This is a genomic window from Streptomyces sp. NPDC085900, assembly GCF_044540925.1.
Taxonomy (GTDB): Bacteria; Actinomycetota; Actinomycetes; order Streptomycetales; family Streptomycetaceae; genus Streptomyces; species Streptomyces gilvifuscus.
The window spans coordinates 324,846-338,064 of the sequence record NZ_JBITSP010000009.1 but is presented as its reverse complement, the minus strand read 5'-3'; the positions used below and the strand labels follow the sequence as shown (position 1 = coordinate 338,064).

Genomic DNA, 13,219 nt, shown 5'->3' with positions numbered 1-13,219 from the left:
GGGGATCAGGGCTGGCGTGCGTGGCCCATGGTCCTGGTGAACGTCTCCGGGTCGTCCTCGTGGCCATGGATTCCGGGATGGAAGTCCCACGCTCCGGACTCGTCGCGGACGAACTCCGCGACGGTCGCCGCCGTCGCGCCGAGTACGTCACCGAAGTCGTCCTCGGCCAGGACGCTGTACCCCTCGCGGATGCGCAGACCCGGGTTGATCACGCTGACGAAGGTCCGCGGTTCCGGGCGCGGCTGGATGACGACGCCGACGACCACGCGCGCGTACCGCTCGCTGAGCCGGTCGAGCTCCAGCGTCATGATCTCGTCCCAACCGAAGCCCTTGCCGTCCCTGCTGTCCCGGTTGAGATAGATGGTGCCGTCGGGAGAACGGCTGTCGAAGTGCACCACGTAGGCGGGATCGCCGTACGGGTCGCCCGACGGATAGGTGGCGGCGACGATGTCCAGATCGGTCGGCGGCTGCCCCGCCGGGCTCGGGTCCCACTTGACCGCGATCTCGACCTTGCGGATCCCCTTGTTGAGGGCGTTCACCAGGTTTCCCCTTCCCCGTTTCCGCATGTACCCAGTCCGGCCCGAACTGCCGTGCGCACAAGGCCGATTGTCCATCCTGCCACGCGCGTGGGCACGCGTGCCCCGGAGCTGTCCGCCGGAGCGTGACCGGCGCCACGCTCCTGGCCTTACGATGGCGCGGTGCTGGTCAAGTGGATTCGCTGCACCGTGGTGGACCGCCGCGGGTTCGAGCGGGGGCAGCGAAAGTGGGCGGGGCTTCTGGGGGAGCCGGGGTTTCGGGGACAGGGCGGTGGCTGGAGCCGGGGGCGGCCGGGCGTGGCGCACATCTTCTCCTTCTGGGAGAGCCGTTCCTTCTACGACTCCTTCATGGCGCGTTCCCACGACCGGCTCGCCGCGTCGCAGTCCGGCACGTTCAAGGACACCCAGGTCAAGCTCTTCGACTACCGCTTCGACGTGAAGACCGGCTTCGAGCCGCGCTTCACGGACGCCGACCTGGTGCGCGTGGCCCTGTGCCGCGTCCACGAGGAGCGCGCCGAGCACTTCACCCTGATGCAGGAGAAGGTCTGGAACCCCGCCATGGCCGGTTCGCCGGGCATGATCCGCGGGCTGTTCGGGGAGGCCCCCGGTCACGAGTTCCTGGTGCTCTCGATGTGGCGGTCGGCCGCGGAACACGGCAAGTACCGCGCCGAGCGCGTCGAGCGGCTCGCCCTGCGGGCCCAGATCGAAGCGGACGTGGCGGCCCTCAGCGGGGACATCGTGGCGCTGGAACCGACCTGGATAGTCTGACGACGGACCCGCTCGTCGCCTCCCCGGATGCGGCCCACGATGCGGAAACTATGTGACCTACGCCGTATGGAGCCCGTACGAGTGAACGATCAGCCGTCACTCGATCTAGGGTTTCCGCATGGCACGACCACGGCGCATCGTCCTTGTCCGGCACGGGGAGTCAACCGGCAATGTTGATGACACCGTGTACGAGCGTGAACCCGACCACGCGCTCGCACTGACCGAGCGTGGCCGGGAGCAGGCGGAGGAGACCGGCAAACGGCTGCGGGAGGTCTTCGGCCGCGAGCGCGTCAGCGTGTACGTCTCCCCGTACCGGCGCACCCACGAGACTCTGCGCTCCTTCCACCTCGACCCCGATCTCATCCGGGTGCGCGAGGAGCCCCGGCTGCGCGAGCAGGACTGGGGAAACTGGCAGGACTGCGACGACGTACGCCTCCAGAAGGCCTACCGGGACGCGTACGGCCACTTCTTCTACCGCTTCGCCCAGGGCGAGTCCGGCGCCGACGTGTACGACCGGGTCGGGGGCTTCCTGGAGAGCCTCTTCCGCAGCTTCGAGGACCCCGACCACCCGCCGAACGTGCTGCTGGTGACCCATGGCCTGGCCATGCGGCTGTTCTGCATGCGCTGGTTCCACTGGACGGTCGCGGAGTTCGAGTCGCTGTCGAACCCCGGGAACGCGGAGATGCGGATGCTCGTTCTCGGGGACGACGGCAAGTACCAGCTCGACCGGCCCTTCGAACGCTGGCGGGACCCGGAGCCGTACGGGATCACCGGATAGAGTGGCGCGCATATGATCCCTGACTCCTCCTCCGCCGGGCGCCTGGAGCGCGCCCTGACCAGCCTCCTCGGACTGGCCGTCGGGGACGCCCTGGGCTCGCAGTTCTTCGTGCCGGCGAACTACCCGCTGCTCAAGCGCCGCGAGCTGCCGCCCGGTCCCTGGCAGTGGACCGACGACACGGAGATGGCCTGCTCCGTGGTCGCCGTCCTCGCCGCCCACGACCGCATCGACCAGGACGCCCTCGCCCACTCCTTCGCCCACCACCACGACTTCGACCGGGGCTACGGTCCCGCCGTCAACCGTCTGCTGCGGCTCGTCCGAGAAGGCGGCGACTGGCGCGAACTGGCCGCCGCGCTCTTCAACGGCCAGGGCTCCTGGGGCAACGGCGCGGCAATGCGGATCGCGCCCCTGGGCGCCTGGTACGCGGACGACCCGGAACAGGCGACGCACCAGGCGGAGATCTCCGCCTACCCCACGCACCAGCACCGCGAGGCCGTCGTCGGCGCCATGGCCGTGGCCGCAGCCGCCGCGCTGGCTGCCGCGCCCGCCGGACCGCCGAGCCCCGAGGCCCTCCTCGACGGCGTCGTCGCCCTCGTCCCGAAGAGCGCCGTCGGCGCGGGACTGCGGCGCGCCCGGGACATGCTCGACTACGGCGACCCGGGCACCGTCGCGGCCGTACTGGGCTGCGGACGGCGTACGACGGCCCACGACACCGTGCCCTTCGCCCTCTGGTCGGCCGCGCGGGCCCTCGGCGACTACGAGCGGGCCTTCTGGACGACCGCCCAGGTCGGCGGCGACGTGGACACCACCTGCGCGATCGTCGGCGGCGTGGTCGCCTCGGCGAGGGCTGGGCTGCCACCGGCCGACTGGACCGCCCGGACCGAGGCACTGCCGGACTGGACACCGAGGGTGCGAGCGGCTTCGGCCTGAGGGTCGGTGTGAGGGGTGGAGCGGCACCGGGTGCTGTTCGGCTTCTGTTCAGCCGGGCCGGCGTCGCTGCGAGGCGGCTGGCTGAAAACTCTCCGTGTTCGTCGGGAACTCTGCGTGACGGACCGTGCGTTGTGCGTGTGTCGGCCCCGCTGATGGCGGGGGGAGATCACGCGGGTGGCACACGTAAGTCCTGGGGGTGGGGCATGCGGTTCTTGGCAGCAGGGGTAGGGGGCGTGCGGTTCCTGGCGGCAGCGGTGGCGGTGGCGGCAGTAGCGTCGGCGGCGCGCGGCGCCGCGGGTGTGCGGACGGCCGGACCGGCGTCCTCGCCGTCGGTCCCCTGGACCCGGTCCGGCCGTCCCTCTGCGGGCGGGATCGGGTCAGCCGATGCCCGGCCCCGCCGTCCCGGCGAGAGCCTCCAGGTCGCTTTTGCGCACCCGGATCACCAGCCAGGCGGTCGCGAGCGCCAGTACGGCCATGGCCGCCGCGGCGATGAAGCCCACCGAGATGCCATGGGCGAGCACCTCGTGCCCCCACGTGCCGGGCAGCTGATGCGTCTTGGCGAACTCCGCCTTCTGCTCCGCCGAACCGCCGGCGAGGAACTTCGGAAGCTGCTTCGACGCCTCGTCCTTGCTGGCCGAGCCGAAGACGGTCGTCAGGATGGAGAGCCCGAGCGAACCACCCACCTGCTGCATGGCGTTGAGCAGGCCCGAGGCCGCGCCCGCCTCGTGCTGGGCGACACCGGAGACGGCGGTGACCGTCAGCGTCACGAAGTTCAGGCCCATGCCGAAGCCGAAGACCAGCATCGGACCGAGCACCCCGCCGGCGTAGGAACTGCTGGAGCTGATCATGGTCTGCCAGGTCAGTCCGATCACCGCGAGCGCGGAGCCGGTGAGCATGAACGGCTTGGGGCCGAACCTGGGCAGGAAGCGCTGCGACAGACCCGCGCCCAGCGCGATCACGACCGTCACCGGCAGGAAGGCGAGGCCGGCCTGGATCGGGCTGTACCCCAGCACGTTCTGCACGAAGAGCACGATGTAGAAGAACATGCCGAACATCGCCGCGGCCAGGCTCAGCATGATCACGTACGTGCCCGAGCGGTTGCGGTCGGCGAACATCCGCAGCGGCGTGATCGGCTCCTTGGCCCGGGACTCGATCAGCGCGAAGGCCGACAGCAGGACCACGGCGGCGGCGAAGGACCCGATGGTCAGACTGTCCCGCCAGCCCTCGTCCGCCGCGCGGATGAAGCCGTAGACGAGCGAGGCCATGCCCGCGGTCGAGGTCACGGCGCCCGCGATGTCGAAGCGCCCCGAGTGACGGTCGGACTCGTTGATGTAGACCGGCGCGAGAAGGATGATCACCAGGCCGATCGGCACGTTGACGAAGAACACCCAGCGCCAGTCCAGCCACTCGGTGAGCATGCCGCCGGAGAGCAGCCCGATGGCACCGCCGCCCGCGGAGACCGCGGCGAAGACGCCGAACGCCCGGTTGCGCTCGGGCCCCTCGGGAAACGTGGTGGTGATGAGCGCCAGCGCGGTGGGCGACGCGATCGCGCCTCCCATGCCCTGCAGGACCCGCGCGGCCAGCAGCTGCCAGGGCTCCTGGGCGAGGCCGCCGAGGAGCGAGGCGAGGGTGAACAGCAGGATGCCGGTCATGAAGACCCGGCGACGGCCGAGGATGTCGCCGGCCCTGCCGCCCAGGAGCAGCAGGCCGCCGAAGGTGAGCGTGTAGGCGCTGACTACCCAGGTGAGGTCGGTCGTGCTGAACTGGAGCGCGTCTTGAATGTGCGGCAGCGCGATGTTCACAATCGTCGCGTCGAGTACGACCATGAGTTGGCAGGCCGCGATGACCGCGAGCGCGACGCCGGGACGGCCGCCCCGGCGGGCCGCACCTGGTTTCTGATCCTTGATCAACTGAGAGGTTGTCACTATGGGTCCCCCACGGAAGTGTTAGTGAACGCCCGCGTTCACTGTCGCGTCAAAGGTAGTGAGTCCCCGATAGTGAACGCAAGCGTTCACTTAAATCGGTGTCGCGCGGCACGTCCCCCCGTTGCCGTCGCGTGACGCCCCCCACCCTCGCCCCGTAAGCCCCCACGCTCACCCGCTCGTTGGAGACAGATCAGATGGTTACCTCGCGCTGGACGGCCGCCCCCGCTCAGGCGGCCTCCCCCCGTCGGCGCGGCGCCGTGCTCGAACGCGCCATCCTCGACGCCGCCCTCGATCAGCTCGGCACGGTCGGCTGGAACGGTCTGACCATGGAGGGCGTCGCCGCCGGCGCCCAGACCGGCAAGGCCGCTGTCTACCGTCGGTGGCCGTCCAAGGAGGACCTCGTCGCGGACGCCCTGAAGGCGGCCCTGCCGCGCATCGAGGAGGTGCCCGATCTGGGCAGCGTGCGCGAGGACCTGCTCCTGTTGTGCCGCCAGGCGCGGGACGCGATGTTCTCGCGCCCCGGGTACGCCGTCCGCTCCGTGGTTCACGAGTGCAACCCTGCGCAGGCGGAACGGTTCCATAGCGTGATCTTCGACGGGATCGTCGAGCCCACGCTCAAGCTGCTCCGCGAGGTCATCACACGGGGCATCGCTCGGAACGAGGTACGGTCCGACGCGGCGAACGGCTACGTCTTCGACGCCGTCCCCGCCATGATGATGTACCGCTCCAAGATGTGCGGGAGTGAATGGAGCGACCGTGATCTCGAGGAAATGGTCGACCAGTTGATGGTTCCGCTGCTTCGGCCGAGCGGGGGGTGAGTGGGGGTTGGGCGACGGTGGTGCCGGGGCTGGGCGGGCGTTGGGCGACGGCGGGGCGGCGGCTGAGTGGCCTCCGAGCGGCGAGGGGGCGACGGCCGGGCGGCGGCCGAGCGGCGGCCGAGCGGGGGACGCGCCGGTGGTGACGCGGCTCGGGGAGCCGGGGTGTCGCCGGTGATCCGCGAGGCGTACGCTAAGGGCGCCATGCCGTACGAACCCCCTACTCACACCGTCGAGCGCTCCCTTCGCGCAACGACCGGAGCGAAGATCATTGCCGGTGTCGACGAGGTGGGGCGCGGCGCGTGGGCCGGGCCCGTCACCGTCTGCGCGGCGGTCACCGGACTGCGCCGACCTCCCGAAGGCCTCACCGACTCCAAGCTGCTCACCGTGAAGCGCCGCACCGTGCTCGCCGAGGAGTTGCGCAAGTGGGTGACCTCCTACGCGCTGGGCCACGCCTCGCACGAGGAGATCGACCAGCTGGGAATGACCGCGGCCCTGCGGCTGGCGGCGGTGCGTGCCCTCGAGGCTCTGCCGGTCCGCCCGGACGCGGTGATCCTCGACGGCAAGCACGACTACCTGGGGATGCCCTGGAAGGTCCGCACGGTCATCAAGGGCGACCGGTCGTGTGTGGCGGTGGCGGCGGCCTCGGTGATCGCCAAGGTTCAGCGCGACAAAATGATGGCCGAACTGGGTATCGACCATGCAGACTTCGGTTTTGCGGACAACGCCGGGTATCCGTCGCCCGTGCACAAGGCCGCACTGGAGGTGCGGGGGCCCACCCCGTATCACCGGTTGTCGTGGGCGTATCTTGATGCGCTGCCCCAGTGGCGGCATCTCAAGAAGGTCCGCAGCTGGGCGGACGGAGGCGTTCCGGAAATCGAGGGTCAGCTCGGCTTCGATTTCTGACGATTCCGCTCGCACGCATGTGCCACCCGCTGACGCGAGCCGCACCAACGTTTGATAGATATCAGCTCATGCCTCTCATTCCCGAGGAGCCTCAGATTCACGAGAGTGCCCAGGGTCCCCGCGCCACTCCGGCCAGTGGCCGTACCGCGCCGACCCCTCGTCCTGTACCCGGTCCCCGTCCCGCGGCTCCGTCGCGGCCCGGTCGTCCTGGTCCGCTCCGGCCCACCGCGCCGGCGCAACGTACGTCGCGTGACGTGACCGCGGTCAAGCCCGGGCCCTCGGCCCCGGCCGCCCCCGCCGCGGCTCCGGCGTCCCCGCAGATCCAGCTGATCCCGGCTTCGCCCGAAGGCGCACTCGACGCCGCCGAAGAGGCCGTGGACCTGCTGCTGGACTCGGGGCGGACGCCCGGCGACGTACTCGTCATCACCACCGGCGAACAGCACCCGTGGGCCGCCCACGAACTGTCCTTCGGTGAAGCCTCCTACTGGGCCCAGCACGACGCTGGCGACGACGTCTTCTACGCGGACGCCGCCGTCGCATCCCGTGCCGCCGGACGCCCGGTCGTCGTGGTCGCCGTCAACGGCGGACCCGCTTCGGCCGCCGCTACGGCGCTGCAGCTGGCCCATGGTCGGGCCGGTGCCCTGCTGATCGTCTGCGGCGACCCGCAGCAGATCAACTCGGTGCTCGGCGCGGGCGTCTGAGCCGGCTCCGACACGTCCGAGGGGCGACGGCAACGCCGCCCGAGTGACGGTGGTGCCGCTACGGCGGCACCGGCACGGCGGGCGCTTTGGCGTGCGCGGGGGTGCGCCGGGGGCGCGTGCGGCAGTTGGTGGCCGGGGCGCGGGGAGAGGCCGGGCGCGCTGTGAGACAGGGCGCACGGTGAGACACGGCGCACGGTGAGACACGGCGCACGGTGAGACACGGCGCACGGTGAGACACGGCGCACGGTGAGACCGGGCGGCGTCAACACGTGCGGGGGCACCCGGCGTTGTGGAGGCGTGCGGGAGGGCTTCGCGTGGCCGAGGCGTGCGAGTTCGGCGTTGCCGAGGCGCTGCGGGACTCGGGGCTGTCGAGTCACGCTGCGGGACTCCGCGTTGCCGTGGCACGGTGCTGGACTTCGGGTTGCCGAGCCACGCTGTGAGGCTCCAGAGTGCCGGGACGCAGTGCAGGACTCCGTGTCGCCCAAGGCGCGCGGAAAGCCTGGGCGCCGTCGGGACGTGCGGAGTACCCGGGCGTCGTCGGGACTCACGGAGACTGTGGGCCCGGCCGACCGAGCGGGCAGGCCGACCGAGCGGGCCGGCCAGCCGAGCGGATCGGCCGTGCGGGCGGCCGAGCGGATCGGCCGTGCGCACGGCCGGATGGTGCGGCCGGCCGGTGCTTCAGCGAGCCGCAGCGCGCCGCAGGACCTCCGAGGCGGCGCCGCCGGTGCGCGGCAGCGGAGGGGGTGCCTCGGACAACCCGAAGGGCTCCGGTTCCGAATCCGTGTTCGGCCGGCGCCCACCACGGCCCTCCCCGAGCACCTGCCAGCCGTCCCGGGTCAGCGTAATGTACGCCCCGCAACGCAGCCCGTGCAGCGTGCACGCGTCACGCAGGCCCCACATCCACGCGCCGTCCTCCTCGGTCCAACGCGCGTCGCCCTCGCGGCAGTACAGCAGCACGGCGGTGCGCACCGGCGTGCGGCGGCGCAGGTCGTGCGGGATGACCCTGCGAAGTTGGGCGAGCAGCGCGTTGCGGAACATCCAGCCGTCGGCCGGGGCCGGGCGGCGGGTGAACGAGGCGCTGGCGCACAGCCGTTCGTCCGGGTCGAGGACGGCCACGATCGCCGTCGCCGGCCCGGGGCGATGCCGGGAGTGCAGTCCGCTGACGACCTCTCGGGGATTGCGCAGCAGTGGGATGCCCGCGGCGGCCCACTCGGCCGGTTCGAGCATGCGGACGAGAGGGTTGGCGGATGCGGCGGACAGGTCGGCAGACGTCGACGTGGACGCCGCGGAGGACGGAGCGAATCCGAAGGTCACGGTCCTCCCTTCGGCTACGCGCCCACACTGAGGGCGAGGTCGGATTCGGGGGAGCGCGCACCGCAGCAGAGCCCTACCGGACCACGGACGAGCCGTGCGGGGAGCGGAGTTCAATTCTTCCTGTCGAACTTGGATGCGGCAACGAGCAATTGGGGCCACTGACCGGAAGATGACGGTACGTGGTTTATATCCCTACCCCGTGGTCACGGCCGCGACGCATGAGGCGACCGTTCACCTCGCGTTCGTACACCGTTGGAACACAGGTGGTCCAGAGAAAGGGTGTGCGTCACCGTGCCCGGTGCCCGTCGAGATCATCCCTGGACTGCCAGCACCAGGGGCAGCACCCCCTGCGCACCGGCCCGACGAAGCGCGCGAGCCGCGACCGCGAGCGTCCAGCCTGTCTCGGTGTAGTCGTCGACGAGGAGAACCGGACCACCGGCCTCCGCGAGAGCGGCGGTCAGGGCGGGCGGCACGATCAGCGCGCCGGCCAGGGCCTTGAGGCGCTGGGCGCTGTTGCTGCGGGAGAGCCGGGGCGCGTCGTCCGTGTACTCCACCGAGCCCAGCAGCGGCAGTCGGCCCACCTCCGCGATGCGCGCGGCCACGGAGCCGATCAGGCGGGGCCGGGTGCGTGAGGCGACGCTGACCACGCCCACCGGGCGGGGCTGGGCGTCGGCCACGCCAGGGGCCCAGCCGCCGGGTCCCTTGGCCCAGTCGGCCAGAACACCCACGACGGCCTTCGCCACGTCGTCCGGCACCGGTTCGTCCGGGGCCTGGGGCGCGAACATGGGGCGCAGCCGGTTGCCCCAGCCGATGTCCGACAGACGGCCCAACGCCCGCCCCGAGGCGGCCTGTTCGCCGACCGGGATACGACCCTTGAGATCGACGCCGATCGCCGGCAGACCCGTCGGCCACATGCGGCGCGGCTCCACCTCCACGCCCGCCCTGCCGAGGTCGGCGCGCGCCGCGTCCACCGCCGTCGAGGACGTGTCCGCGGTGAACCGCGCGCCCGCGCAGTTGTCACAGCGACCGCAGGGCTTGGCGCCCTCGTCGTCCAGTTGACGCTGGAGGAACTCCATCCGGCAGTCCGTCGTCGACGCGTACTCGCGCATCGCCTGCTGCTCGGCCTTGCGCTGCCGCGCGACCCAGGCGTACCGCTCCGCCTCGTACGTCCAGGGCTGGCCGGTCGCGGTCCAGCCGCCCTTGACCCGCCTGACCGCCCCGTCGACGTCGAGCACCTTGAGCATGCTCTCCAGCCGGGAACGGCGCAGCTCCACCAAGGGCTCCAGAGCGGGCAGCGACAGCGGGCGGTCGGCGTGTGCGAGGACGTCCAGCGTGCGACGTACCAGATCCTCCGGCGGGAAGGCGAGCGAGGCGAAGTACTCCCAGATGGCCTCGTCCTCCTGCCCGGGAAGCAGCAGCACCTCGGCGTGCTCGACGCCGCGGCCGGCGCGCCCCACCTGCTGGTAGTAGGCGATGGGGGAGGAGGGCGAACCGAGATGGACCACGAAGCCGAGGTCCGGTTTGTCGAAGCCCATGCCGAGCGCCGACGTGGCCACGAGGGCCTTCACCCTGTTGGCCAGAAGGTCTTCCTCGGCCTGCTGCCGGTCCGCGTTCTCCGTCTTGCCGGTGTACGAGGCGACCGGGTGCCCGCGGTGCCGCAGGAACGCGGTGACCTCCTCGGCGGCGGCCACGGTGAGCGTGTAGATGATCCCGGAACCCGGCAGCTGGTCGAGATGGTCGGCGAGCCAGGCCATCCGGTGCGCGGCGTCCGGCAGCCGCAGCACACTCAGGCTCAGACTCTCCCGGTCGAGCGGCCCGCGCAGCACCAGGGCGTCCGACGTGCCGCCCGTCCCGAGCTGTTCCGCCACGTCGGCGGTCACCCGAGCGTTGGCCGTGGCGGTGGTCGCGAGTACCGGTACGCCCGGCGGAAGATCGCTGAGCATGGTGCGCAGCCGGCGGTAGTCGGGGCGGAAGTCGTGCCCCCAGTCGGAGATGCAGTGTGCCTCGTCCACCACGAGCAGCCCGGTGGCGGCGGCCAGCTTGGGCAGCACCTGGTCCCGGAAGTCCGGGTTGTTCAACCGCTCCGGGCTCACGAGCAGCACGTCGACCTCGCCCGCCGCGATCTCCTCCTCGACGGTGCCCCACTCCTCCGTGTTGGAGGAGTTGATCGTCCGGGCGTGGATGCCCGCCCGGGCCGCGGCCTCGACCTGGTTGCGCATCAGCGCGAGCAGCGGTGAGACGATCACCGTGGGGCCGCTGCCCTGGGCCCGCAGCAGCGACGTGGCCACGAAGTAGACCGCCGACTTGCCCCACCCCGTGCGCTGCACGACGAGCGCGCGGCGCTTCTCGGCGACCAGCGCCTCGATCGCCCGCCACTGGTCCTCGCGCAGCCGGGCCGTACCACCGGCGTCCCCTACCAGGCGGGCGAGGACCGCGTCGGCGGCGGCCCGGAGTTCCGCGTTGCTCGTGTGCTCCATGCGTCCCATCAAACAGGACGGGACTGACAACCCGGGTCAAGCGGGTGCGGGGCGGTGTGGAAGGAAGCCGGTAATACTGCCGGAGGACCAGTAACTCCCCCTCCTGATATGTGAGTTGTGGAATGTCGACGTCAGGTTGACGTGTCCCTGGTCGGACTTATCCACAGGGCAAAGTGGAGTCTCGTGATCCGCGAGATCGTCTGCGCATGACGAACCACAGCGAAACCACCGGATCATCCGAAAACGACAAGGCGGCTGGGCACGAGGACCGCGCGCCGCACGACACCCACGGCCGTTCCCTGCCGCCGGAAACGCACATCGGACCGACGGCCTACGAAAGCCACGGAGCCGAGCACCAGGTCACCCTGCGCACCCCGGCGGAACTGGCCGACGCGTTGCCGTATCTTCTCGGCTACCGCCCCGAGGACAGCATCGTCCTGGTCGCCCTGCACGACAGGGAGAGCCGGGGCCGGTTCGGCGGTCGCGCCCGGCTCGGCATTCCTACCAGCGCCGACGACTGGGCGTCCGTCGCACGGCAGCTGGCGCACGGACTGGTGACGGGAAGCGAGCGCCGAGGAGCCCGTCCCGAGCAGATGGTCGCCTATCTGTGTCAGGAACCGGCGAAGGGCGAGTCGGGCCGCCAGGTCATGGAGCGGCTGCGCCCGCTGGCCCAGAAACTGCGCGTCGAGTGCGGGCAGCTCGACGTACCGGTGATCGAGGCCCTGTGCATCTCCGACGGCCGCTTCTGGTCGTACTGCTGCGTCAACGAGAGCTGCTGTCCGCCCGAAGGCCTCCCGATGGGCCTGCCCGGTACGTCCGTGCTCGCCGCTGCCGCCACCTACGCCGGCCTGCAGGTACGGGGCACGCTGCGGGAACTGCGCGCGAGGCTGCAGCCCTGGGAGACGGGGGCCGCCCTGACACAGGAGATCGCCCTCGACACCGCGAGCACGAGCCTGGTGCCCAGGATTCTGGACGCCGCCCACCGTGTGGCGGTGGCCGAGGAGACGCTCGGGCTGGCCGAGCGGATCATGCGGCGTCTGGCCGCGGCGCCGACGGTCACCGGCACGCTCACCGCGGACCTCCGTGACGACGAACTGCTCGGACACGACGAGGCCGCCGCGCTGATCCTCGGCCTGCAGGACCGTGTGACCCGCGACCGTGCCGCCGAGTGGATGGAGGGGGAGGAGGCCGCACCCGCCCTGCGACTCTGGCGGGCCCTGGCCCGCCGCTGCGTCGGCCCCTACGGTGAACACGCGGCCGCGCCGCTGACCCTCGCCGGCTGGGTCGCGTGGTCCACCGGCGACGATCTGGAGGCCCGCGAAGCCCTCGCCATGGCTCTGGGCGCGGACCCCGGCTACCTCTTCGCCCGCCTCCTGCACCAGGCCTGCAACGAGGGCCTGGACCCCGAGTCGGTCCGCCGCTGCCTGCGAGCGGAACGCCGGGACCGCGGAGCTGCTCCGGCCCGACACGGCGACGACCAGAAGGAGGCCGCACCCAAGGACACCGGACTGGCCCCGGCCCAGGAGGACGCTTCCCGTCCGCGACGCCGCTCCCGCTCCAGCGGTACGGCGGTGAACCGGCCGCGCTCGGCGAGGGTGGCCGCACGGGGTGGCGGGGTGACCGTTCCCCGCCCGCGTACATCGCGTACATCCGGAAGGGGGACCGCACGCAGGGGTGACAACCGCCTCGGAAGCACGCGTCCCGGAGCCCATGGGAGCGACGAGGCAGAGGCATGAGCAACGGCCGCTCGCCTTCGGCGGGTTGCCGACGCGAGGGAGGCCGCACGGGCAGGTACGCCGGACAGCGGGGAAGCGTCGGAGGCACCTCGCACGGGCACCGCCATTCGGCCGGGTCGGCCCGTCACGGCCGTGACCCGGAGGAGTCCCACCCCGTTCACCTGAGTGGCGGAACACCCGGACGGGTCGCGCCGCCGCACGCCCCACGTTCGTCCGGAGCCCCCGCCCGGCGCCGCCCACGCCCGAGGGGCACAGAGCGCAGAAGAAGCCACCGCATGCATCAGCCGACACCCTCGAACCACCCCAGCCCGCCCGAGCCCCGGCTCACGAGCG

Annotated in this window: 11 protein-coding genes; 7 read left to right on the top strand and 4 right to left on the bottom strand. The window is 71.5% G+C overall.

Going from position 1 to position 13,219, the window contains the following annotated elements; genetic code table 11:
- Window positions 1-5: 5 nt before the first annotated feature.
- Window positions 6-539, bottom strand: coding sequence for a TerD family protein (locus ACIGDI_RS29815; RefSeq protein WP_399902936.1), 534 nt, complete (start codon window positions 537-539; stop codon window positions 6-8).
- 159 nt (window positions 540-698) lie between these two features.
- On the opposite strand from ACIGDI_RS29815, the gene ACIGDI_RS29810 reads away from it, so the two are divergent.
- The 3 genes from ACIGDI_RS29810 (at window position 699) to ACIGDI_RS29800 (ending at window position 3,012) form a co-directional block, all read left to right on the top strand.
- Window positions 699-1,304, top strand: coding sequence for a YdbC family protein (locus tag ACIGDI_RS29810; protein WP_272176391.1), 606 nt, complete (start codon window positions 699-701; stop codon window positions 1,302-1,304).
- Between the two features lie 118 nt (window positions 1,305-1,422).
- Entirely contained in the window at window positions 1,423-2,082 is a 660-nt protein-coding gene (locus ACIGDI_RS29805) for a histidine phosphatase family protein (protein ID WP_399902933.1), read from the top strand.
- 12 nt (window positions 2,083-2,094) lie between these two features.
- The gene (locus tag ACIGDI_RS29800) at window positions 2,095-3,012 is read left to right on the top strand and encodes an ADP-ribosylglycohydrolase family protein (protein ID WP_399902928.1); all 918 of its coding nucleotides are present in this window, start codon (window positions 2,095-2,097) and stop codon (window positions 3,010-3,012) included.
- A 377-nt stretch (window positions 3,013-3,389) separates the two neighbouring features.
- On the opposite strand, the gene ACIGDI_RS29795 is transcribed toward ACIGDI_RS29800, so the two are convergent.
- Window positions 3,390-4,937, bottom strand: coding sequence for an MFS transporter (locus ACIGDI_RS29795; RefSeq protein ID WP_399902925.1), 1,548 nt, complete (start codon window positions 4,935-4,937; stop codon window positions 3,390-3,392).
- 194 nt (window positions 4,938-5,131) lie between these two features.
- Between ACIGDI_RS29795 and ACIGDI_RS29790 the strand changes: the two genes are divergently transcribed.
- The 3 genes from ACIGDI_RS29790 to ACIGDI_RS29780 all read left to right on the top strand — a co-directional run bounded on the left by ACIGDI_RS29790 (window position 5,132) and on the right by ACIGDI_RS29780 (window position 7,359).
- A complete protein-coding gene (locus ACIGDI_RS29790; protein WP_399902922.1) occupies window positions 5,132-5,755 on the top strand; it encodes a TetR/AcrR family transcriptional regulator in 624 nt (207 codons plus the stop codon).
- Window positions 5,756-5,956: 201 nt separating this feature from the next.
- The gene (locus ACIGDI_RS29785; protein WP_351570234.1) at window positions 5,957-6,658 is read left to right on the top strand and encodes a ribonuclease HII; all 702 of its coding nucleotides are present in this window, start codon (window positions 5,957-5,959) and stop codon (window positions 6,656-6,658) included.
- 68 nt (window positions 6,659-6,726) lie between these two features.
- A complete protein-coding gene (locus tag ACIGDI_RS29780) occupies window positions 6,727-7,359 on the top strand; it encodes a hypothetical protein (RefSeq protein WP_399902921.1) in 633 nt (210 codons plus the stop codon).
- Window positions 7,360-8,037: 678 nt separating this feature from the next.
- Here the strand turns inward: ACIGDI_RS29780 and ACIGDI_RS29775 are convergent.
- Window positions 8,038-8,673, bottom strand: coding sequence for a hypothetical protein (locus tag ACIGDI_RS29775; protein ID WP_399902919.1), 636 nt, complete (start codon window positions 8,671-8,673; stop codon window positions 8,038-8,040).
- A 311-nt stretch (window positions 8,674-8,984) separates the two neighbouring features.
- The gene (locus ACIGDI_RS29770; protein WP_399902916.1) at window positions 8,985-11,150 is read right to left on the bottom strand and encodes a RecQ family ATP-dependent DNA helicase; all 2,166 of its coding nucleotides are present in this window, start codon (window positions 11,148-11,150) and stop codon (window positions 8,985-8,987) included.
- Window positions 11,151-11,356: 206 nt separating this feature from the next.
- Between ACIGDI_RS29770 and ACIGDI_RS29765 the strand changes: the two genes are divergently transcribed.
- Window positions 11,357-12,886: a DUF4192 domain-containing protein gene (locus ACIGDI_RS29765; protein WP_399902913.1), complete on the top strand. Its 1,530-nt coding sequence runs from the start codon at window positions 11,357-11,359 to the stop codon at window positions 12,884-12,886.
- Window positions 12,887-13,219 lie beyond the last annotated feature (333 nt).